General features: G+C 72.3%; 12 protein-coding genes. 6 read left to right on the top strand and 6 right to left on the bottom strand.

The features are described 5' to 3' along the window. Window positions 1–101: 101 nt before the first annotated feature. Window positions 102–4,589, top strand: coding sequence for a hypothetical protein (locus AB0I79_RS12625; RefSeq protein WP_357871020.1), 4,488 nt, complete (start codon window positions 102–104; stop codon window positions 4,587–4,589). Here AB0I79_RS12625 and AB0I79_RS12620 read toward each other — a convergent pair. After that, entirely contained in the window at window positions 4,541–6,064 is a 1,524-nt protein-coding gene (locus AB0I79_RS12620) for a glycoside hydrolase family 43 protein (RefSeq protein WP_357871017.1), read from the bottom strand. The genes AB0I79_RS12625 and AB0I79_RS12620 overlap by 49 nt on opposite strands. 200 nt (window positions 6,065–6,264) lie before the next feature. On the opposite strand from AB0I79_RS12620, the gene AB0I79_RS12615 reads away from it, so the two are divergent. Both AB0I79_RS12615 and AB0I79_RS12610 read left to right on the top strand, forming a co-directional pair. Continuing rightward, window positions 6,265–6,561, top strand: a complete 297-nt coding sequence (locus tag AB0I79_RS12615; protein WP_357871014.1) for a hypothetical protein — start codon at window positions 6,265–6,267, stop codon at window positions 6,559–6,561. A 157-nt stretch (window positions 6,562–6,718) separates the two neighbouring features. Continuing rightward, window positions 6,719–7,711, top strand: coding sequence for a DNRLRE domain-containing protein (locus AB0I79_RS12610; RefSeq protein ID WP_357871011.1), 993 nt, complete (start codon window positions 6,719–6,721; stop codon window positions 7,709–7,711). A gap of 55 nt (window positions 7,712–7,766) precedes the next feature. Here the strand turns inward: AB0I79_RS12610 and AB0I79_RS12605 are convergent, their stop codons facing one another. Continuing rightward, window positions 7,767–10,673 carry an endo-1,4-beta-xylanase gene (locus AB0I79_RS12605; RefSeq protein WP_357871008.1) on the bottom strand — a complete coding sequence of 969 codons (2,907 nt, stop codon included), beginning with the start codon at window positions 10,671–10,673 and terminating at the stop codon, window positions 7,767–7,769. A 241-nt stretch (window positions 10,674–10,914) separates the two neighbouring features. Here AB0I79_RS12605 and AB0I79_RS12600 point away from each other — a divergent pair, with 241 nt between their 5' ends. After that, entirely contained in the window at window positions 10,915–13,155 is a 2,241-nt protein-coding gene (locus AB0I79_RS12600) for a pectinesterase family protein (protein ID WP_357871005.1), read from the top strand. A gap of 105 nt (window positions 13,156–13,260) precedes the next feature. Here AB0I79_RS12600 and AB0I79_RS12595 read toward each other — a convergent pair whose 3' ends face one another. Continuing rightward, the gene (locus AB0I79_RS12595) at window positions 13,261–13,479 is read right to left on the bottom strand and encodes a hypothetical protein (protein WP_357871003.1); all 219 of its coding nucleotides are present in this window, start codon (window positions 13,477–13,479) and stop codon (window positions 13,261–13,263) included. Between the two features lie 35 nt (window positions 13,480–13,514). Here AB0I79_RS12595 and AB0I79_RS12590 point away from each other — a divergent pair, with 35 nt between their 5' ends. Both AB0I79_RS12590 and AB0I79_RS12585 read left to right on the top strand, forming a co-directional pair. Beyond that, entirely contained in the window at window positions 13,515–14,333 is an 819-nt protein-coding gene (locus AB0I79_RS12590) for a helix-turn-helix transcriptional regulator (RefSeq protein ID WP_357871000.1), read from the top strand. A gap of 127 nt (window positions 14,334–14,460) precedes the next feature. Further along, window positions 14,461–15,186, top strand: a complete 726-nt coding sequence (locus AB0I79_RS12585) for an SDR family oxidoreductase (protein ID WP_357870998.1) — start codon at window positions 14,461–14,463, stop codon at window positions 15,184–15,186. A 3-nt stretch (window positions 15,187–15,189) separates the two neighbouring features. On the opposite strand, the gene AB0I79_RS12580 is transcribed toward AB0I79_RS12585, so the two are convergent. From AB0I79_RS12580 to AB0I79_RS12570, 3 genes are all read right to left on the bottom strand, one after another. After that, window positions 15,190–17,307, bottom strand: coding sequence for an ATPase (locus AB0I79_RS12580; RefSeq protein WP_357870996.1), 2,118 nt, complete (start codon window positions 17,305–17,307; stop codon window positions 15,190–15,192). Between the two features lie 153 nt (window positions 17,308–17,460). After that, on the bottom strand, window positions 17,461–20,691 hold the full coding sequence (locus AB0I79_RS12575; protein ID WP_357870994.1) for a hypothetical protein: 3,231 nt from the start codon (window positions 20,689–20,691) through the stop codon (window positions 17,461–17,463). Then, window positions 20,688–22,076, bottom strand: coding sequence for a glycoside hydrolase family 43 protein (locus tag AB0I79_RS12570; protein ID WP_357870992.1), 1,389 nt, complete (start codon window positions 22,074–22,076; stop codon window positions 20,688–20,690). Before AB0I79_RS12570 ends, AB0I79_RS12575 begins: the two co-directional genes overlap by 4 nt. Window positions 22,077–22,197 lie beyond the last annotated feature (121 nt).

Here is a 22,197-nt window from a genome sequence, read left to right as displayed (position 1 = left end):
ATCTAGCAGAATGCGCCGAATCCGGCCTCGACGGTGCCACGCGGACCTGCGTAACCTGAACAACGCTGATTCGCCAAACCCCCACGCCCGTGGAGCGCCGGATGACCGAGGACGATTCGACGACGCTCGAGAGGACCCGGGTCGTACTGCCTGCCCGGCGGAACGATCCACCCCTGCTGCTGGCGTCCGAGGGCGCCAGGGTGGTGGTGGCGGGCACCGGCGCGCACCGGCCCTCGTCGCGGCTGCCCCAGGTGCCGGCCGTGCCGGCCACGGTCACCGAGCTCGGGCAGTGCCTGGTCGAGCGGGCGGGCCTGGCCCAGCAGCACCTCACCGTGCTGCTCGACCCGGCGACCCCCGCCAACCTGGGCGAGGTGCTGGAGCGGGCGGCCCGCGAGGCCACGAGCGTGCTGATGTTCCACTTCGTCGGGCACGCCCTGTTCGGCCCGGACAACGAGCTGCACCTGGCGACGCGGGCGACGGTGGACCTGGGGCAGGGGGTGCCCGGTTACCAGGCGCTGCCGTACTCGATGGTGCGCCAGATCCTCCAGTCGTCCCGGGCCGAGCACGTCGTCGTGGTGCTCGACTGCTGCTTCACCGGCGGCAACCGGCCGGTGCCCGCCAAGGCCATGGAGCAGACGTTCGACTCCTCCTGGCGCGGCGCGTACGTGCTGACCTCGGCCAGCAAGGACGAGAACTCCTGGGCGCTGCCCGGCGTCCGGCACACGGCGCTCAGCGGGGCGCTGCTCAGGCTGCTGAACGAGGGCGACCCGGCGGGGCCGGCGGCGTTCACGCTGGACCACGTGCACCACCACCTGGCGCATGCGCTGCCCGCCGCCGGGTTCCCGCGGCCCAGGCGGCAGGCGGGCGGCATGAAGGAGCTGCCGCCGCTCGCGGTCAACCCGGCCCACCAGGGCGGCCGGCGCTCCGGCCCGCCGATGAGCGCGCCGGGCGACCTGAACAGCCCCTACCGGGGGCTGGCCGCGTACGGGCGGGACCAGGCCAGGCTGTTCTTCGGCCGCGAGGAGGCGACCAGGTCGCTGGCCGCGCGGGCCCGGCAGGCGCTCAGGTCGGCGGGGCCGCCTGTGGTCATCGGGTCGCAGGCGTTCGAGGCGGGCGGCCCGCTCATCGTCACCGGGCCTTCGGGCTGCGGCAAGACGTCGCTGCTGCACGCCGGCCTGATCCCCGCCATGCAGGAGGACCTCGGCAGGAGCGTCGTGCTGACCCCCGGCGCGCTGCCGGTGGCCACGCTGGCGGGCGAGCTGGCGGCGCTGGCCGGCGGCGACCCCGAACGGCTGCGCGCGGTCATCGAGTCGGACCCCGCCGCCGCGCGGCGCGGGCTGCCCGCGCGCACGCTCGTGGTGGTGGACCAGTTCGAGGAGCTGTTCACCCTGTGCGCCGACGAGGTGGCCAGGCGGCGCTTCGTGGAGGCGCTCGTCGAGCTGTCGCGCTCGGCCGCCGTGGTGATCGCCGTGCGCGGCGACTTCTTCGCCCGCTGCGCGGCCTACCCCGGCCTGCTGGAGACGATGCGGCGGCCCGAGATCGTCGCCCCCATGACCCCGGCCGAGCTGCGCCGCGCGATCGAGGAGCCGGCCACCCGCTCCGGGCTCTCGCTCGAAGCCGGGCTCGCCGAGCTGATCCTGGAGGACCTCCAGGCCCTGTCCGGCGCCGACGACCTGCTCCCCCTGCTCTCGCACGCGCTGCTGGCCACCTGGCAGCGGCGTACGGGCGGGGTGCTCACCATGGCGGGTTACCGCTCGGCGGGCGGCGTCGCGCGGGCGGTGGCCCTGAGCGGCGAGGAGACGCTGCGGCGGCTCGGCGCGGAGTCCGAGCCGGTCGCGCGCGGGCTGCTGGTGCCGCTGGTGCACGTGGACCCGCAGGCCGGCGCCCTGCGGCGGCGCGTCCCCGTCGCCGAGCTGAGCTCCGGCTCCGCCTCCGTCGAGGGGCAGGTGCTGGCCGAGTTCGTACGGGCGCGGCTGGTCACGGTGACGGTCACCGACGGCGGCGAGCAGGCGGAGCTGGCGCACGAGGCGCTGGTGCGCGCCTGGCCCCGGCTCGGCAACTGGGCCGAGACCGCGCGGGCCGGGCTGCTCGTGCGGCGGCGGCTGGCCGAGGACGCCGAGATGTGGCAGCGCGACGGGCAGGACACCTCCTACCTCTACACCGACGACCGCCTCACCACCGCCCAGGCCGCCGTGGCCGCGCTTCCCGCCGTGAGCGTCCCCGCCGCTCCGGCTTCCAGAGCCGGGGCGCCCAGGGACGCGGGCGGCGCGATCACCCCTGTCGAGAGGGAGTTCCTCGACGCGTCCCGCCGCCGGCAGGCCCGGCGCACCCGGATCACCCGCGGCGCCATCGCCGCGCTCAGCCTGCTCCTCCTCGTGGCCGTCACCGGCGCCGTCGTGGCGCTCGTCCAGACCAGCGGGTCCACCCGCCTGGCGGGCGAGGCGGCCACCCAGCGCGACGAGGCCCTGTCCCGCCAGGTCGCCGCGGCCGCCGCCACCACCAGGGACAGCTCGCTCGGCTCGCAGCTCGCGCTGGCCGCCTACCGCCTCTCGGCCACCCCGCAGGCCCGGGGCGCCCTGCTCGGCTCGCTTGCCCGCCCGGTGGGCGCCCGGATGACCGGCCACACCGCCCCGGTCGAGCGGGTGGCCTACCGCCCCGACGGCCGCGTGGCCGTGACCGCCTCGGGCGACACCACCGCCCGGCTGTGGAACGTCACCGACGCCCTGCGCCCCAAGAGCCTGGGCGTCGTCAAGGGGCACACGGGGGGCGTGCTCGCGGTCGCGTTCAGCAAGAGCGGCAAGGTGCTCGCGACCGGGTCGGCCGACGGCACCGCCCGGCTGTGGGAGGTCTCCGACACCGCGAAGCCGCGCGCCCTGGCCACGCTCAAGGGCCACGAGGAGCAGGTCGGCTCGGTGTCGTTCAGCCCGGAGGGCAACCTGCTGGCCACCTCGTCCACCGACGGCACCATGCGGCTGTGGAACGTCCAGGACCCGGCCAAGCCCGCCCAGGTCTCCGTGGTGACGCAGGACTCCGACCCCACCAGGGCCGCCTTCAGCCCGGACGGCCGCCTGGTGGCGCTCGCCTCCACGGGCGGCACGATCAGGCTCCTCGACGTGCGCACCCCCGCCAAGCCGGCCGTCCTGGCCACGCTCACCTCGGCGGAGGGCGCGGTCAGGAGCGTGACGTTCGCGCCGAACGGCCGCTACCTGGCCTCCTCCTCCGCCACCGGCAAGGTGCAGATCTGGGACATCACCGCGACCGAGCTGGTCGGCACGGCGAGCGGGCATTCGGGCGCGGTGGACGACGTCGCGTTCAGCCCGGACGGCGCCGTCCTGGCCAGCGCCTCCGCCGACGCCACGGTCCGCCTGTGGAGCGTGGAGAACCCGCGCGAGCCCGAGGGCACCGCCACCCTGGCCGGGTTCCCCGACGCCGTGACGGGCGTGGCCTTCAGCCCGAACGGCCAGAACCTGCTCACCTCCGCCGTCGACGGCGTGGCCCGGCTGTGGAACGCCTCCAACACCTCCCGCACGTCCCCCTTCGCCCGGCTCGGCCTGCACACCGGCCAGGTCAACGGGGTCGCGATCGCCAAGGGCGGCGGCACGCTGGCCACCGCCTCCGACGACAAGACCGTCAGGCTCTGGAACATCTCGGACCCGGCGGTGGCCACGCCCGAGTCCACGCTGAGCGGGCACACCGGGCAGGTCCAGTCGGTCGCGTTCAACCCCGACGGCACCCGCCTGCTCACCGCCTCCGACGACAAGACGGCCAGGATCTGGGACGTCTCGGAGACCGCGACCCCGAAGCTGCTCGGCACGCTGACGGGCCACACGGACGGCGTGCGCTCGGCCGCGTACAGCCCTGACGGCAAGATGGCGGTGACGACCGGGCGCGACGGCCGGACGCTGCTGTGGAACGTCGCCACCCCGTCCAGCCCCAAGCAGGTCGCCACGATCGGCGCCGCCGACAGGCGGGTGAGCACGGCCGCGTTCCGGCCCGACGGCCGCGCGCTGGCGACCGGCTCCGGCACGGGGTCCGTACGGCTGTGGGACGTCTCCAAGCCGGCCGGGCCGCGCGCCCTGGCGTCGTTCGCCGCGGGCACCGGCAGCGTGCTCGACCTGCGGTTCAGCCGCGACGGCAAGACGCTGGCCACGGCGTCGAGCGACGGCACGGCCCGGCTGTGGGACGTCGCCACGCCCGCCTCCGCCAGGAAGCTGGCGGACCTGCCCGGCCACTCGGCCGCCGTGTCGGCCGTCGCGTTCAGCGCCGACGACCGCACGCTCGTCACGGCCTCCCAGGACATGACCGTCCAGGTGTGGAACGTCGTCACGCTCGCCCGTCCCACGCTCTGGGCCGTGTTCGCCGGCCGGGGCGCGGCGGGCGACGTGGAGCTGGGCCCCGACGGCACCGTGCTGGCCGCCGCGTCCGGCAGCGCCGCCCAGCTCTGGGGCCTGAACGTGGAGCAGGCGACGGCGAACGTCTGCGAGGCGTCGGGAACCTCGATCAGCAGGACGGAGTGGGCCCGGTACCTGCCCGGCCGCCCCTACTCGCCGCCCTGCGCCGCCGCCTCCGCGACACCGTCCGCCGGCTGATAGGCCGGGTCCTCGAACACGGCCTGGCAGCCCTCGCCTGCCAGGTCCTGCACCCACAGGCCGACGAACGCGCCGGTGAAGCCGAACGAGCGGATCTGCCCGTCGACGATCTCGTCGGCGTGCTCGTCCGACAGGATCGTGGCGTCCAGCTCCACGGGGATGGCGTGGCCGTCGTACGAGAAGCGCAGGATCGGCCCGTCGAGCTCCAGCTCCAGGCGGCTCGCGGTGCCGGCGGCGGTGAAGTGCACGGTGCGGGCGCCCCGGTCGCTGCCGGTCAGGACGACGCCGTCGGTGGTCAGCGCGAGGTGGTACCAGTTGCGGGAGTTGTAGTAGGCGGTGATCCCGGCGGACTGGTGCACGCTGCCCGGCTCGAACGTCACGCCCGTCCCGAAGCTGCATCTCGTGGCCGTCACCCGGCGCGCGACCAGGCTGGGGGCGCGCCGCCCGTACGGTGACTGGCCGCCGCTGACCGTCACCCTGCCGTCCTCGAACCGCACCCAGTCGGGCGAGGCCGGCCGGCGCAGGGTGCTCCATCCGCTGCCGGCGGCGGGCGACGCGTCCGGCCACGGGTGCGGCGGCAGGGCGGGAGCGGGCACCTCGACGGCGGGCACTCCCCCGGCCACCCGGGGCCAGCCGTCCTCCCACTCGACCCGCTGGATCGCGCTCTCCCTGCCCAGCACGCACCGGCCGCGCGGCGAGTAGGGCCGGGCGGCGAGGTGCGCCAGGTACCACTCGCCGCCCTGCGTCCGCACCAGGCACCCGTGCCCGGCCTTCTGCAGCTCCAGGCCGGGGTCGTGGCGCGAGGTGAGCATCGGCCCAGCCGGGTCGGCCTCGTACGGGCCCTCCAGCGAGCGGGAGCGCAGCACGCTCACGCAGTGCTCGTATCCGGTGCCGCCCTCGGCGACCATCAGGTAGTACCAGCCGTCCACCCGGTAGATGTGCGGCCCCTCGGTGATGCTCCGGTTCTCCAGGATGAGCCTCGGCGTGCCACCGCTCAGGGGTTGCAGCTCGATGCCGGAGAACCCGCGCCCCGGGCGGGAGTCGAAGACCATGTTGAGCAGGTACGTGGTGCCGTCGTCGTCGTGGAAGAGCGCCGCGTCGAACCCGCGCCCCGGCAGCCGCACCGGGTCCGACCAGGGGCCCTCGATGGCGGGCGCGGTGACGAGGTAGTTGGCGACGTCCTTGTAGCCGTGCGCGTAGGTGTCCATCACGCTGTAGACCAGGTGGAACAGGCCGTTCGCGTACGTCAGGTCGGGCGCCCACACGCCGCCCGAGTCGGGCACGCCGGACAGGTCGAGCAGCCTGCGCCCGGTGAGGACGCCGCCCTGGGAACGCCAGTTGACCAGGTCGCGTGAGTGGTGCACGAGCACGCCCGGGTACCACTCGAACGTCGAGGTGGCGAGGTAGTAGTCGTCCCCGACGCGCAGGATGGACGGGTCCGGGTGGAAGCCGGGCAGGACGGGGTTGCGGATCATCGATGCTCCATCCCAGATCTTCATGCCTGAACCCTGCCAGAGCCGCGACCGGGCGGCGCATCCCGGGTGCCCGCTCGGGCCGGCCCGGCGGAGCCGGCGCGATGAGCAGGGGTGACGCCGGGCTGCAACCGATCTGAAGCCGCGCCCTGATGGTGTGGCACGGTCAACGCGATCGACCGTCGAACGGGGAGCAGAACACGATGGGGACCAGGAGAGCACTCACGATCTTCGCAGCGGGGACGGCGCTGATCGCCGGCGCCTTCGCGGGCGCCGCCTGGGCGGGCGGCGGCCTGTCCACGCCGGCGGGCCATCACGACAGCGTGACGCCGGCCGGTTACCACGACAGCGTGACCCCCGCGGGCTACCACGACAGCGTGGCCCCGGCCGGACACGTCGACGGCGGCGTGGCCCCCGCCGGGCACATCGACGGCGGCGTCGCCCCCGCCGGGCACGACGACGGGGGCGACGCCCCTGCCGGGCACGACTGGATCGGGTGAGCACCGATCGGCCGGGTGTTCCCGCGCACCCGGCCGATCAGCACCGGCAGGCGGCACCCCGCATCAGATCTTCGCCATTACCGAAAACGATCTTTACTTCCCGTCATCTCCCGTGTGATCATCGTTTCCGTTTTGCCCAGCCAGACGGAAAGGCAGGATGAACATGCGAGAGCAGGCGTCCCGATTACGAATCATCCGTCACACCGCGCTGATCGCCGCACTGGCGCTCCCGCTCATCGCGACCCCGGCCCAGGCCGGAACCGCCGCCACCACGGTCTCCCTACCGGTACGCACCGACACCTGGATCGACGACCAGGGCGCCACGGGCCCCGACGGCGCGACCCTGTGGGCAGGCCGCTACAACACCGCCAACGAGCGCACGTACCTGGACTTCGACACCTCGTCCCTGGCAGGCAAGCAGATCACCGCCGCGACGCTGAGGCTGAGCGCCACCGCCGCCATCGGCTGCGGCGACGACGCCTCCGGCATCGTGGCCCAGCAGATCACCTCGCCGTGGAACGCCGCCACGCTGACCTGGGGCAACAAGCCGGCCTCCACGGCCACCGGGCAGGTCACCGCACGCGACCCCGCCGGCTGCGAGGAGGGCGACCCACCCTCCGGCGGCACGTGGACGTGGGACGTGACGGCCATCGCGCAGGCGTGGGCGTCCGGGCAGGCGGGCAACGGGCTGGTGCTCCGGGGGGCGGACGAGTCGCCCAGCGCCCCGCTGTACGACCGTGGCTGGCAGTCGGCGGAGGCCCCGCAGCCGCCGGTGCTGGAGGTGACGTACGAGGGCGGCACCGACCCGGGGCCGGACACCACGCCGCCGGCGGTGCTCAGCACCGATCCCTCGGCCGGCGCCGCCGGGGTTGCGCCGGACGCCCAGATCAGGGTGACGTTCAGCGAACCGGTGGACGACGTGCGCTTCCGGCTGGACAACCTGCTGATCGGCGAGCCCGAGCCCGGCTCCGCCACCTTGAGCGCCGACGGCAGGCAGCTCACGTTCACGCCCGAGTACGAGCTGTGGGGCGAGTACGGCGCCGAGGTCGAGGCCACGGACCTGGCGGGCAACACCATGACGGCCCCGTACAGCTGGGTCTTCGAGACGGTGTCGGACGCCCGGCGCGGCACTCGCGCTGACGCCTCCTGAACGCGCGCCCGGCCTGCCACGGCCACGGGAAGGACGTGGCAGGCCGGTGCGGCGCCTACCCGGCCAGCCGGAGCACGCCCCAGTGGCTGGTGTCGAGGTAGCCGCGGCCGGTCGCGTCGTTCCAGGTCACCGCGCTCGTCCTGGTCCCGCCCGTCGCGTCGTTGACCTGGACGTCGAAGCCGAGCAGCGTCCCCTCCTCCAGGGTGATGGTGGGCAGCTCGACGGCCGCCTCCACCACGTAACCGCCCGGCACCGTCACGGCCGCCGCCCGCACGTTGTCCTTGACGCCCGACGCGTCGAACGTGCCGCCCACCGTGATCCGGCCGGAGAAGCTCACCCGGTACTGGCCGTCGTCGTCCTCGTATCCCTTGGTCTTGCCGTTGCCCGGGTCCACGAAGAGCTCGACGGAGTCCTGCTCCCACGGGTTGGCGGACTCCTCGCTCAGCGCGGGGTCGGTGACCTGCGCCAGGACGTACAGGGTCGAGCCGGACCAGAGCGAGCGGACCTTGGCGGTGGCGCCCGAGTCACCCTGCATCCAGGTGGCGGTGCGGATCTCCGGGACGCCCGACCACAGCCGGTCCACGGCGCCGTCCAGGACGGGGGCCGGGCGGCGCGGGGCGCTGGCGCGCTTGACGGCGGGGACGGGGGTGAGCTCGCCCGTCCAGGTGGTGCGCGTGCCGCGGTCGTCCACCGCCACCTCGACGTCCGTGCCGCTGCCGAGCAGGGCCTCCACCCGGTAGCCGGTGGCGGTGCGGCGCACGCCGGGCGAGGTCCGGCCGAGGGCGCGCGAGCGGCCGTCCACGGTGAACGTGACCCGGTCGCCGGCGGAGACGGTCGGGTCCGTCACCTCGGCCAGCACGTACAGGCCCGCGGCGGAGGTGCGGGCCTGGAAGCCGGCCGAGACGTCGCCGACGCGGGCGAGCGGCGCGTCCGGCAGCAGGTCCCACTCCAGGTCGCGCCGGCCGTCCACCTTGACGACCGCGGCGGGCGCCTCCAGCTCGCGCACGAGCGGTTCCAGCTTGGACGGGTCCACGACGCCCCAGTACGCGGGCTTGGCCTGCAGGTCGTCGTCGAAGAGCAGCGGCGCGTTGAGCCGCGGGATCGGCCAGGAGCGCAGCCAGCTCACGTCGTCCGACTTGCCCCACACGGTGACCGAGCTCAACCGTCCGGCCTGCCGCCGGAAGACGTCGAACAACTCCTTGTACCGGTGCCCCTGCTGGACGAGCAGCTCGGGCGGGATCGTGTCGTAGGAGGAGACGAAGTCGGTGTAGATGCTCACGTCCAGCTCGGTGACCTGCTGGTCCAGGCCGAGCGTGGCGAAGCGCTCGATGGTGGCCTCGACCGCGGAGGCGGGCGGGTGCTCGATGTTGAGGTGGAGCTGGTGGCCGACGCCGTCGATCGGCACGCCCTCGTCCTTGAGCTGCTTGACCAGCTTGTACAGGGCCTCGCGCTTGCGCGGGAACTCGGTGTTGTAGTCGTTGATGAACAGCTTGGCGTCCGGGTCGGCCTCGCGGGCGACGCGGAAGGCGGTGCGGATGAAGTCGAGCCCGGCGATCTCGTACCACGGGGAGCGGCGCAGCCCGTCGGGCTGGTTCTCGTCCACGACCTCGTTGACCACGTCCCAGGCCGCGATCCGGCCCTTGTAGCGGGTGACGAGCGTGCGCACGTGCCGCTCCAGGCGCTGCAGCAGCACCTCCTTGGTGGCGTTCTCGAACACCCAGGCCGGGGTCTGGCTGTGCCAGGCGAGGGTGTGGCCGCGGACGGTCATGCCGTGCTCGGTGGCGAAGTTCACCAGGTGGTCGCCGTCGGTGAAGGTGAACTCCCCTTCGCGGGGCTCGGTGGCGTCCCACTTGAGCTCGTTGCCGGGGGTGACGCCGTTGAAGTGCTTGGCGAGCAGCTCGCCGTGCACGCCGAGCGTCTCGGGCCGGGTGAAGGCCGAGCCCATGGTGAACGGCACCTCGTCCTTCAGGGAGGGGATGCCGGTCTGGATGGGCTTGGGCTCGACGTAGGTCATCGTGAAGTCGTCGAGGTGGAAGGGGAAGGTGCCGGTGTCGGACTCGAGGTAGAGGCTGAGGAAGTCGACGTCGTGGGCGAGCGTGTACGTGCCGGAGAGCCGCACCCACTCCCCCGCGGGCACGTCCTTGGGCGCGACGACGCGCTCGTAGCTGGAGGTGCCGCCGGTGCGGCGCTCGATCGAGAGGCCGAGCTTGCCGGAGGCGGTGTCGGGGCCGAGCCTGACCCAGGCCGACAGGGCGTACTTGTCGCCCTTTCCCATGCGGCCGAGCACGTTCAGCGCGGGGCCGTCCCAGGAGGCGGAGCGGCCGGTGACGGTGAGGCCGTGGGTGCCCCCGTGGGCGGTGGTGCCGACCTGGAGGGCGGCGGCGGCGCGCGGTGACCAGTCCTGCGCGGTGCCGTCCTCGAAGTCGGTGGTGATCGGCTCGCGGGTGGGGTCACCGAGCGGGCTCAGGACGATGTCGTCCAGGTAGTACTGGGAGGTGGCGTCGGAGCTCTCGACGTAGAGCTGCACGTCGGTGGATTCGGCGGTGAACAGGTAGCTGCCCGACAGCCGCACCCAGGCGCCGTCGGTGACGGTGGCCGCCGCGACCCGCTCGTAGGTGGTCTCGCCGCCGGTCGGCGTGCGCTGCACGGTCATCGCGATCGTGCTCGCGGGCTGCCCCGCGACCAGCCTGGCGTACGCGGTGACGGTGTAGCCGACGCCCCTGACGAAGGGGCCGGGGATGGACGCGCCGTGCCAGGTGGCGGTCCTGCCGCTCACCGCGAGGCCGCCCGACCCCGCGCGGGCCGCGTCCGGCGTCACCGTGACGGAGACGCCGTCGCCGCGCGGCCCCCATCCCTGGGCGGTGCCGTCCTCGAAGTCGTACGTGAGGCCGGCCGCGTGCGCCGGGAGCACCGGCACGAGGCATAACAGGGCGGCGACCACCAGGGCTCGTAAGGTCCGCACGGTGCTCCTATGGCATCCGGAATGAAAGTTTCAGGGAAATGCCGATAAATATCAGGCGGACTGTAGAGCGGGGGCGATCACGGGTCAACAGCCCGCTTCCGCACTGCAAGCGATTGCTGGCCGATGGAGTGCAGTTTCACTGCATATCATTGACGAAGTGAGGGCAGGTGGGCGAACGTTTCATGCAACCGATTGCCGCACTCTGCCGAGGCTGCGCATGCGACTTCTGTTACTCCCCCCGATGATCGCCCTGACAGTGATCGCCACGGTGACGCCCGCGGCCCCGGCCGCGGCCAGCACCCGCGCCACCATCGTCGTGGCCGCCGACGGCTCGGGCGACCACCCGACCGTCCAGGACGCCGTGAACGCCGTGCCCCCGGGCAACACCCGGCCCGTCACCATCCTGGTCCGCAAGGGCACCTACAAGCAGCAGGTGGTCATCCCCGCCGACAAACCGCACATCACGCTGGCCGGCGACACCCGCGACCCGCGCGAGGTGGTGCTCACCTTCGACGCCTCCGCGGCCACGCAGAAGCCGGACGGCTCCGGCCCCTACGGCACCTCGGGCAGCGCCTCGTACGTGATCAGCGCCCCCGACTTCACCGCCCGCAACCTCACCTTCGAGAACTCCTACGACGAGGCCGCGAACGGCAACAGCCAGGCCGTCGCCGTCAGGACGACCGGCGACCGCCAGGTGTACGACAACGTCAGGTTCCTCGGCAACCAGGACACCCTGTACGCCAACACCGGCTCCGCCACCACCTTCGCCCGGCAGTACTTCCACAACTGCTACGTCGAGGGCGACGTCGACTTCATCTTCGGCCGCGCCACGGCCGTGTTCGACCGCTGCGTGATCAAGGCGCTGAGCCGGGGCAGCACGGACAACAACGGCTACGTCACCGCCGCCAGCACGGAGATCACCAACCCGTACGGGTTCCTGATCCACCGCAGCCACCTGGTCAGCGACGCGCCCGCCCGCACGTTCCACCTGGGCCGCCCGTGGCCGGCCGGCGGCTCCGCCACGGCGCGCGGCCAGGTGCTGGTGCGGGAGTCGTGGCTGGGCCAGCAGTTCAAGGACGCGCCCTGGACCGACATGTCAGGGCTGAACTGGCGCGAGGCCCGCCTGTCCGAGTACCGCAACCACGGCCCGGGGGCGACCGTCAACGACGACCGCCCGCAGCTCTCCGCGGAGCAGGCCAGGGCGTACACGCCGGAGAGGTACCTGGCGGGCTCGGACGGCTGGAACCCGGTGCGCCGCCCGGGACCCGCCATCAGGCCCGAGCCCGGCCGCCAGGTGCTGCCGCGCGACGACGGCTGGGCCGCGGCCACGACCGGCACGACCGGCGGCTCAGCCGCCCGCCCCGAGGACGTGCACGTCGTCTCGACCAGGGCGGAGCTGCTGGCCGCGCTGGGCGACCCGGCCGACAACACCCCGAGGATCGTCTACGTCAAGGGCGCCATCGACGCCGACACCGACGCCGCGGGCAACCCGCTGACCTGCGACGACTACGCCGTGAACGGCTACAGCCTGCCCGCCTACCTGGCCGCCTACGACCCGGCCGTCTGGGGCAGGACCAGTGTCCCCTCGGGGCCGCTGGAGGAGGCCCGCAAGGCGTCGTACGCCAAGATGGCCGAGCACGTCACGGTGACCGTCGGCGCCAACGTCACGCTGATGGGCCTGGGCAGGAACGCCGCGCTGAAGAGCTTCGGCCTGCGGATCAGCAACGCCGACAACGTCATCGTGCGCAACCTGACCATCACCGACACCGCCGACTGCTTCCCGCAGTGGGACCCGACCGACGGCGCCGAGGGCAACTGGAACGCCTCCTTCGACAACGTGGAGGTCTCCGGCTCCACCCACGTGTGGCTGGACCACAACACGCTCAACGACGGCGACAACCCCGACTCGGGCCAGCCGCTCTACTTCGGCCGCCCGTACCAGGTGCACGACGGCCTGCTCGACGTGGTCCGCGGGTCGAATCACGTGACGCTGTCGTGGAACCACCTCAGCGGCCACGACAAGGTGACGCTGATCGGCAACACCGACAGCCCGTCCCGCTACGGCGAGGAGGACAAGCTCAAGGTCACCCTGCACCACAACTACTTCGAGTCGCTCGGCCAGCGCACGCCCCGGGTCCGGTTCGGGCAGGTGCACGTGTACAACAACTACTACAAGGGCGGCCCCGGGCACGGTTACAGCATCGGCGTGGGCTTCGGCTCCAAGGTCTACGCCGAGAGCAACGCCTTCGACGGGATCGCTGCGGCGAAGGTGCTGACGGTGTTCAACGGCACGGCGATCACGGCGAAGGACAACCTCGTGGACGGCGTGGCGACCGACGTGGTGGCCGCGTACAACGAGGCCAACGGCACGGCGCTCGGCACGGAGGCGGGCTGGACCCCGACGCTGGTCCCCCGCGTGCACCCGGCCAAGGTGCTCAGGTACCTGGTGCCGGCGGGCGCGGGGGCGGGTCGCCTGCGCTGATCGGATCCCGGCGGCGGGCGGCCCCCTCACCGGCTCCCATCCGGGCCGCCCGCCCTCGGCCGTTCAGCCGGCCCCATTCAGCCAACCCCATTCAGCCGGCGTCATTCAGATGACGAAACCGTCGTGGTTGATGATGTAGAGCACGCCTCCCGCCACCATCAGCACCGCTCCTCCCACGATGGCGGCCCAGCCGCCGACCCAGGCCGCGATCATCAGCCCTACGCAGGCAATGACAATCCCGGCAAGCCTGTAGATTTCGGCATTTTTACTCATAATCAGAGATTTGCCGCTCGAAGGTGGGTGTATCCCACCCAGCTTGGGCACTCTTTCCTGTCCTCATCCTCGCCTAGCCTCGAAACATGGACACGGACAACCTGCTCGGCCAGTTCCTGCGAGCCCGCCGCGAGCTCCTCCAGCCGGAGGACCTCGGCATGCCCGCGGGCACCCGGCGGCGCGTGCTGGGCCTGCGCCGCGAGGAGGTCGCGCAGCTCGCCGGTGTCAGCACCGACTACTACGTCCGGCTGGAGCAGGGCCGCGAGCGCCACCCGTCGGCCCAGGTGGTCGACGCGCTGGCCAGGGCGCTGGAGCTGGAGGAGGACGCGGCCGCGCACCTGCACCAGCTCTCCCGCCCGGCCCCGGCCAGGCGGCGCCCGCGCCCCCGGCGTGAGCAGGTCAGCCCCAACCTGGTCCGCATGATGGCGGCCTGGCCGCACACCCCCGCCGTCGTCCTGGGCCGGTGCCTGACCGTGCTGGCCGCCAACCCGCTCGGCAAGGCGCTGTTCGACGGCCACGCCTACAGCCACGACCTGGTGCGGCTGGTGTTCCTCGACCCGGACGCCCGCGAGTTCTACCCCGACTGGGACCGGGTGGCGGTCAACACCGTCGGCGGGCTGCGCTCCGCCGCCGGCACCGACTACGACGACCCGCGGCTCATCGAGGTCGTCGGGGAGCTGTCACTGAAGAGCGAGACCTTCCGCAAGCTGTGGGCCCGCCACGACATCCGCCAGAAGACCCACGAGACCAAGCGCTTCCGCCATCCGCTGGTGGGCCCGCTGACCCTGCACTACGAGTCGCTGACCGTGAACAGCGCACCCAGCCAGCAGCTCGTCGTCTACCAGGCCGCCCCGGGCAGCCCGTCGGAAGAGGCGCTGTCGCTGCTGGGCAGCCTCACGGCCTGACCCCGAACACCTCTCGAAGCGCGCGGAGCACATTCGCCGCCGCGCCGTCCCGGCATGCTCACGACCACCTTCGACACCTGGCGCGAGCCCACGCTCAGCGCCTGCCACCCGAACAGGAGCGAACACCATGGAGAGCAAAGTCGTCCTGATCACCGGCGCGAGCAGCGGCATCGGCCGGGCCACCGCGCTGCGCCTGGCCCGCGAGGGCCACCACGTGGTGCTCGGCGCCCGCCGCGAGGACCGGCTCGCCGAGACCGCCGCGGCGATCGAGGCTGCCGGCGGCAAGGCCGACGTGCGGCGGCTCGACGTGACCGACCGCGCGGACGTGGCCGCGTTCGCCGACACCGCCGCCGAGCGGCACGGCCGGATCGACGTCCTCGTCGGCAACGCGGGCGTGATGCCGCTGTCCAGGCTGGACGCGCTGCTGGTCGACGAGTGGGACCGGATGATCGACGTCAACGTCCGCGGCCTGCTGTACGGGATCGCCGCCGCGCTGCCGCACTTCCAGCGGCAGGGTGCGGGGCACTTCATCACCGTGGCCTCCATCGGCGCCCACCAGGTGTCGCCGACGGCGGCGGTCTACTGCGGCACGAAGTACGCCGCCTGGGCGATCACCGAGGGGCTGCGCCAGGAGCTCGACCCGAGCATCCGCGTCACCACCGTCTCCCCCGGCGTCGTGGAGTCGGAGCTGGCCGAGAGCATCAGCGACCCCGTCGCGCGGGAGGCCATGCGGACCTACCGGGCGGAGAGCATCCCGCCGGACAGCATCGCCCAGGCCATCTCGTACGCGATGGGCCAGCCGGCCGGCGTGGACGTCAACGAGCTGATCATCCGCCCGGCCGGACAGCGCTGAGGGTCAGCCGAGCCCGTTGTGCAGGCCCTCGCCCTCCGGTTCGAGCGCGTACGCGATGCCCGCGTCGATGTCGCTGTCGAACCCGGTGCGGTAGGCCACCTCGAAGGCGTTGTCGCCGAGCAGGTCACGGGCTCCCGCCTCGCACGCCTTCCTGGCCGCCACCAGGGCGGGCACGCTGGCCTGCGCCTGGCCGTGGGTGCTCCAGATGCGCTGTGCCAGCCCGAGCAGCCGGGCCGCGCGGTGCGCCCGGCCGGCCGCGCCCGCCGCCAGGGCGAGCAGGTCCACCGTCAGGCCGATGCCGAAGCTGTCGTGCAGGCGCCGCTTGGTCCGCAGGGCGGCCTGCCCGTAGGTGACGGCCAGGTCGAGACGCCCGGCGCTCAGCTCGGCCTGGCCGCGCAGGAAGTCGCCGTGGGAGCGCATCGACTGCTCGCCGCACCGGTCGCACAGCGTGCGCGCGTCCTCCAGCACGGCGACGGCCTCGTCGATCCGCCCGTCCACGGTGAGGGCGTGCGCCCGGCAGTAGAGCCCGACCAGCTTGGCGATGGTGAGCGGCTCGTCGGCCCACCGGCTCAGGTACGCGGGCTCCGACTCGGCCATCGCCTGGATCAGGTTGCCGCGGATCACCCCGGCCATCGCCCTGAGCGCCCTGACACAGCTCGCCGCGTACGCGTCGCCGGCGCCCGCGGCGAGCCCGATCTGGGCGGCCCTGGCCTCGGCGGCGTCCGCGTCGCCCTGCGTGGCCGCCAGGTGGCCGTCGGACCACAGGGCCTGCACGAGCGCCGGGCCGGGCCGGGTGCCCAGGTCGAGGGCCTGCCGCAGGTAGTGGCGGCCCTCCTTGGCGTAGCCGCAGCCGTACCAGAAGAACGCCAGCGTGCCGGCCAGCTCCAGTGCGGGCAGGCCGTCCTTGGCGCCCAGCGCCACCTCCAGGGCGGCGCGCAGGTTGTCGTGCTCGCCGATCATGCGGTCGTACCAGGAGATCTGGCCGGGGCCGAGCCAGCCGGCGGCGCCCCGGGTGGCCAGCGACAGGTAGTGCTCGCGGTGGCGCTGCTTGAAGCGCTCCTCCTCGCCGAGGTGGCGCAGCCAGCTCGCGCCGTACTCGCGCAGCGTGTCGAGCATCCGGTAGCGCTCGCCCGCGCCGGTCGGCAGCCAGGTCAGGATCGACTCGTCGGACAGCGCGTCGAGCAGCAGCCCGATGTCGGCCTCCGGCAGCCGCTCGTCGGCGCAGACCTCGCGCACGGCCTCGGCGTCGAAGTCGCCGGCGAAGACCGACAGCCGCGCCCAGAGCAGCCGCTCGGCGGGCTCGCACAGCTCGTGACTCCACCCGATGGCGGTCCGCAGGGCCTGGTGCCACGGCGGGCCGGCGGTGGCGGCGGGATCGTCCTCCAGCGCCGAGAACCGGTCGTCGAGCCGGTCGGCCAGGTGCGTGACGGGCAGCTCGCGCAGCCGTGCGGCGGCCAGCTCGATGGCCAGCGGGATGCCCTCCAGCCGCCGGCACAGCCGGCCGACGGCCTCCTGGTCCTGGTCGGCGAGGTCGAACCCGGGCACGGTCTCGGCGGCGCGCTCGGCCAGCAGCGCCACCGCGTCACCGGCGGCCGGCCCCGTGGACCCGGCGGGCGGGACCGGCAGCGGATCGACCACGAACACCAGCTCGCCCGGCACCTCCAGCGGGCGGCGGCTGGTGGCCAGCACGCGCAGCCCGGGCACGGCGTCGAGCAGCGTGGTGACCGTCGCGGAGCAGGGGCCGACGAGGTGCTCGCAGGTGTCGAGGACGAGCAGGACCTCCCGGCCGAACAGGTGCTCGGCCAGCACCTCGACCATCGGCCGGGTGGTCTGGTCGGTGAGCCGGAGCGCCTCGGCGATGGCGTGCGGCAGCAGCGAGCCGTCGACCAGCGGTGACAGCTCCACGAGCCAGGCGCCACCGCCGAACTCGGGCCGCAGGTCGGCGGCGGCGCGCAGGGCCAGGCGGGACTTGCCGACGCCGCCCACGCCGGTGAGGGTCACCAGCCGGGACCGCCGGCACGCGCGGCGCACCTGGTCGAGCTCGCCGCGACGCCCGATGAGGCTGGTCAGCTCCGCCGGAAGGTTGCCTGCCTGCCACTTGCCTGCCATCGTGATCGCCACCCATCGGCTGAAGTTGTGACAGCAGCTTGCCTGACTCTGCCGCGCTCCGTCACTAAAAGTAAGAAAGTAACTACCGCTGATGGACGTGATGGTGCGCCCGAGCCGTGGGTGACGTCAAGGTGCCACCAGGCTCGGGCGCGGTCGCTCGGCGGATCAGGTTCCGTAGGCCTTGACCTCCAGCAGGCCGACGGAGCTGGTGCCGTTCCCGGTGAGCAGCACCCGCAGGCGGGTGGTGCCGGTGGCGGTGAAGGTGACGGAGTTGTAGGCGTTCTTGGTCAGCGAGTACGCCGACGCGCCCGGCACGTCCACGTACGCGCTGCCGTTCCAGTACTGCAGCTTCCACGACGCCGGCATGTCGATGCCCTGCTCGTCGTCGAAGAAGTACACCTCGGCCCGGTTGAGCGTGCGGGCCGAGGACCAGGTCAGGTCCACCCACTGCTGCCCGGTCTCCGGCCAGCAGCCCCAGCGCGGGTTGACGGTGTCGTTGGAGGAGGGCGGGTCGATGCCGTCGTTGACCGCGGCCACGCTCTCCCAGGAGGAGGTGTAGGACGCGCTCGCCGTGGCCGACGCCGCCAGGTTCGACGGCGGCTGGACGCCGCCCCGGTTGTGCACCTTGATCTCGGTGAGGCCGGTCCTGGCGCCGGAGGCGGCCGTGGTCAGCACCCGCACCCGCTGCGCGGTGACGGCGGGGAACTGCACCACGTTGTAGTTGGCGCGCGGCGCGGCCGGGGTCTTGGCCTGGGAGGGCACGCTGACCCAGGCGCTGCCGTTGTGGTACTGGACGTCGTAGGAGGCCGGGGCCCGGTAGGTGGCGCTGGCCGGACGGCTGTCCTTGAAGTAGAGCCGCACCTCGTTGAGCGTGCGGGCGGTGCCGAAGTTGAGCTCGTACCAGTCCTGGCCGGCGGTGGTGCCGCCCCAGAACGGCTCGTTGATGGGGTAGCCGTCCACGGCGCCCGCGGTGGAGCTGCCGGAGGCGGTGGTGGAGGCCGTGGCGGTGGCGCCGGCGGCGAGGTTCGTCAGGTTGGCGGTGAGGTCGACGCCGGCCTTGGCCAGCATGTCGACCATGCGGGCGCTGGTGTGGCTGACGTGGGTCGGAGCCTGCAGCCCCGCGACGGCGACGTTGTGGGTGACGGTGCCGCTGGTGGTGACGGCTCCGGTGGCCGGGTCCCAGGTGAACGGCACCAGCGTCGACACGGTGGCGGCGCGGCTGCCGTTGACGTAGATCGAGTAGCCCTCGGGCACGCCGGGGTAGCGGACGACGCCGTCGGCCGGGTCGTCCCACACGATGGTCAGGTCGGCGTTGCGGTAGCGCAGGTTGTTGACGGTGAAGTGGGACCAGCCGATGTTGATCGGCGAGAGCTCCACCTTGGCGTCGTTGCGCGGCCGCAGCCCGGCGACGTCCTCGACGACGGTCCAGTTGCTGCTGCCCAGGATGTTGTGGTGGATCCAGGAACGGTAGGTGATCGAGGAGCCGTTCCAGTCGGCCCAGAACTCGTTGGCGTCGGGCCACTGGGTGTTGCCGCCCACGTACTGCGCCCAGGCGTTCCAGTAGAGCAGCTTCTTGTACCAGGTCGGGTCGATCCACTCGTTGGGATAGTTGCGCAGCACCGAGGAGAGCAGGCGGAACTGCACGGTCGAGTTGATCGTGGAGAAGTTGTTGCTGCCGGTGCCGGAGGCCGCCTTGTCGGCCTGGTTGGCGGTGTAGAAGGGGAAGATCGGATACTGCGCCGGGTCGTCGAACAGGCGCAGCGCCTGCTTGTAGGTGGCGGTGTTGGGGATCGCGCCGACGGCGAACGGGTAGTAGTTGTTGATCTCCTTCCACGGCACCCATTCGTTGGTGGACTTCAGCCGGTGCTCGAAGAGCTGCCTGCCCGGGTTCCACAACACGTTGACGATGGCGTTCTGGATCTGGGTGGCCAGGGTGCGCAGCTCGGTGGCCTTGGCGGTGTTGCCGATGGCCTCGTACGCCTGGGCGGCGGCCAGCGCGCCGCTGTACTGGTAGGCGGCCTCGGCCCGGTCCATGCGGCCCGGCTTCCAGTGGAACGACACGGCGTCGGCGTCGTTGCCGGTCAAGGCGCCCCAGTCGTACTCGATGAGCTTGTTGTTGTCGGTGTCGTAGTGGGCGAGCTGGCCCTTGACGTCCTGCTCGGCGTAGCGGGCCAGGTTGGCGGCGATGGCCGGCTGGCCGCCGTGGATCTGGTAGCTCTTCCAGGCCGCCTCGCCGATGTACTGCGTGTAGCTGTTCGACCAGTTCTCCGGGTCGCCGGGGTTGTCGAGGAAGCGGCCGTTCTTGGAGGTCTGGCCGACGCTCAGCCAGTCGCCGTAGGCGTAGATCGGGTTGCGCAGGTACTTCAGGTCGTCGATGTGCATGGGCTGGGTCAGCGCGATCGCGTTGTTGTAGCCCAGCACGCCCTCGGTGGAGGTGGGGAACTGGAAGGTCTGCCCGGGGATGTCGGCGTCGAGGTGGTTGAAGCGCATCAGCCACCAGCGGTAGTAGATGTTCTTCTTGATCGCCGGCTCGGGCACGTCGATGTAGGGCACGTTCTCGGCCCACCAGCGGTTGTAGGCGCGCACGTGGGTGGCGAACGCGGTGGCGGCCGAGTAGCCGGCGTAGGCGTCGTACTCGGTGCGGGAGGCCGGCAGCTCGCTGGTGACGAAGCCCATGACCACCTTGACCGTCACCGTGGCGCCGGCGGCGATCGTGAGCGAGCGGTTGAGGCCGCCGCTGGAGACCGCGCAGCCGTCGCAGGTGAGCCGGGGGTAGAGGGTGGTGAGGTTGTTGTAGGCGTTCACCTGGCCGGTCAGCTCGCTGCCGCTGCCGCTGGTCGCGTACGGCGAGGTGGCCCGCAGTTGCAGCGTGGTGGAGGCGGAGCCGCCGTTGGTGATGGCCAGGTTGGCCACGGCCACGTTGTTGTCGGTGATGAACTTGGTCTGGTTGACGGTGATGGAGCCGCTGGTGTGGCGGCTCTTCCAGTGGCTGGGCGCCTGCCAGCGGGAGCCGACCTGCTCGGTGAACGTGCCGGGGGTCAGCGCCACGGTGAAGGCGTTGTTGTCGCTGATGCTCTCCCAGTACGCGGCCTGCCCGGCGAAACCGAGCGTGCCGGGCGTGTGCGTCTTCATGAACAGCGCCCGGCCGCGCGTCATGAGCCAGGTGCCCGCCGGGTCGTTGCCCGAGCGGGCCAGCAGGCGGTCCATCCAGAAGTCGGTGCCGGAGCTCTCGGCGTCGTGGATGGCCCGCATGTAGTCGCCGGTCGTGTACGTGCCCGGCGGCGCGGGGACGGCCGGGCCGCTGAAGGTGGGGTAGCCGATGGTCTGGTCGGCGTACGCGGCGGGGGCCGTCACCAGGCCAGCGACGAGGAGCAGGGCTAACAGGGCACGCCTCATGAGAAGGCTCTCCATTCGAGCACGCCGGTCGAGTGACCGGATCTGGAGGTGATGTTCAGGCGCAGGCGGGTCGTGCTGACGGGGGTGAACGTCGTGGCGTTGAAGGTGTTGGCCGCCACGCCGCATCCCGACGCGCCGGGCACGTTGACGTAGGCGCTGCCGTTCCAGTACTGCACCTGGCAGGAGGCCGGCAGGTCGATCCCCAGGTTGTCGTCGAACCAGTACACCTCGGACCGGGAGATCGTCTGGGCGGTGGGCCACTGGTACTCGATCCACTCGGTGCCCTGGTGGTTCCAGTTGCCGTAGGCGCCGTGGCTGTGGTCCTGCGAGTTGGCGGGGGTGTAGCCGTCCTTGATCGCGCCGAGGGTCTCCCACGGTGAGACGTAGGAGGTGGACGGCGTGGCGCCGGCCGCCAGGTTGCCGGGGGTGGTCGGGCCGCCGGTCTGCACGACCTTCTGCATGGTGCCGTCGGCGTTGAAGTAGAGCTTGTCGATGGTCACCGAGCGGCGGAAGTCGCCTCCGCCGGGGGCGGCGGCGTTGTGGTAGACCATGTACCACTGGCCCTTGAACTCGATGATCGCCGGGTGGTTCGTGGTGGAGCTGACCTGGTCGAGCACGACGCCGCGGTGGGTCCACGGGCCCAGCGGGTTGCTCGCGGTGGCGTAGCGGACGCACGCGTAGCCCGGCTGGGAGCAGCCCGAGTCGTTGGCGGCGTAGGCGAGGTAGTAGACGCCGTTGCGCTTGAACATCCAGGGGGCCTCCCAGAAGTTCGACACGCCGCTCGGGGTGATCACCGAGCCGACGGTCGAGGTCATGGAGGCGTTGAGCCGGACGGCGCGCAGGCCGTAGTAGGAGCCCCAGTACATGTAGACCTGGCCGTCGTCGTCGGTGAAGACGGTGGGGTCGATGTTCAGCGGGGAGGAGTTCGGGGTGCTGTCGCTGATCAGCGGGCCGCCGATGGCGTCGGTGAACGGGCCCGTGGGGCTGTTGCCGACGGCCACGCCGATGTTCATCCAGCCGGGGCCGTTGCCGTTGACCGAGGTGAACCAGTAGTAGCGGCCGTCGGCGCCGCGCTCGACCTCGCTCGCCCAGGCGTCCGCGCCCGCCCAGGAGAAGTTCGAGATCGACAGTTTCGCGCCCTGGTCGGTGAAGGTGGCGGCGTCGGTGGAGCTGAAGACGTGCCAGTCGCGCATGACGAAGTTCGTGCCGCCGGTCGGGGCCTCGTCGTGGCCGGTGTAGAGGTACAGGGTGTCGCCCACGACCAGCGCGGCCGGGTCGGCCGTGTAGATCGCGGTGGTGATCGGCGCGCCCGCCAGCGCGGGCCGGGCGTCGGTGAGCAGGAGCAGGAGTGCCGCGGCGATGGCCGCCGCCCATCGTCGTCTCATGATTTCGCCCCTAAGGAATGTGAGCGCTAACAGCGATGAGTCGGGACAACCTGAAAGGTTTTCGGGAAAGTAGACCGGCCGAGTCAGGGCTGTCAATCGTTGACTGCAACCCGGTGCATGC

It is taken from the genome of Nonomuraea sp. NPDC050202, assembly GCF_040656115.1.
Taxonomy (GTDB): Bacteria; Actinomycetota; Actinomycetes; order Streptosporangiales; family Streptosporangiaceae; genus Nonomuraea.
Note: the sequence above shows the minus strand (reverse complement) of the source record. Positions and strands in the feature narration are given on the sequence as shown.

Excerpts from the sequence above, each read along its gene's own strand:
- AB0I79_RS12625 (WP_357871020.1), top strand. The coding sequence starts at position 102 with ATGACCGAGGACGATTCGACGACGCTCGAGAGGACCCGGGTCGTACTG.
- AB0I79_RS12620 (WP_357871017.1), bottom strand. The coding sequence starts at position 6,064 with ATGATCCGCAACCCCGTCCTGCCCGGCTTCCACCCGGACCCGTCCATC.
- AB0I79_RS12615 (WP_357871014.1), top strand. The coding sequence starts at position 6,265 with ATGGGGACCAGGAGAGCACTCACGATCTTCGCAGCGGGGACGGCGCTG.
- AB0I79_RS12610 (WP_357871011.1), top strand. The coding sequence starts at position 6,719 with ATGAACATGCGAGAGCAGGCGTCCCGATTACGAATCATCCGTCACACC.
- AB0I79_RS12600 (WP_357871005.1), top strand. The coding sequence starts at position 10,915 with ATGATCGCCCTGACAGTGATCGCCACGGTGACGCCCGCGGCCCCGGCC.
- AB0I79_RS12590 (WP_357871000.1), top strand. The coding sequence starts at position 13,515 with ATGGACACGGACAACCTGCTCGGCCAGTTCCTGCGAGCCCGCCGCGAG.
- AB0I79_RS12585 (WP_357870998.1), top strand. The coding sequence starts at position 14,461 with ATGGAGAGCAAAGTCGTCCTGATCACCGGCGCGAGCAGCGGCATCGGC.
- AB0I79_RS12575 (WP_357870994.1), bottom strand. The coding sequence starts at position 20,691 with ATGAGGCGTGCCCTGTTAGCCCTGCTCCTCGTCGCTGGCCTGGTGACG.
- AB0I79_RS12570 (WP_357870992.1), bottom strand. The coding sequence starts at position 22,076 with ATGAGACGACGATGGGCGGCGGCCATCGCCGCGGCACTCCTGCTCCTG.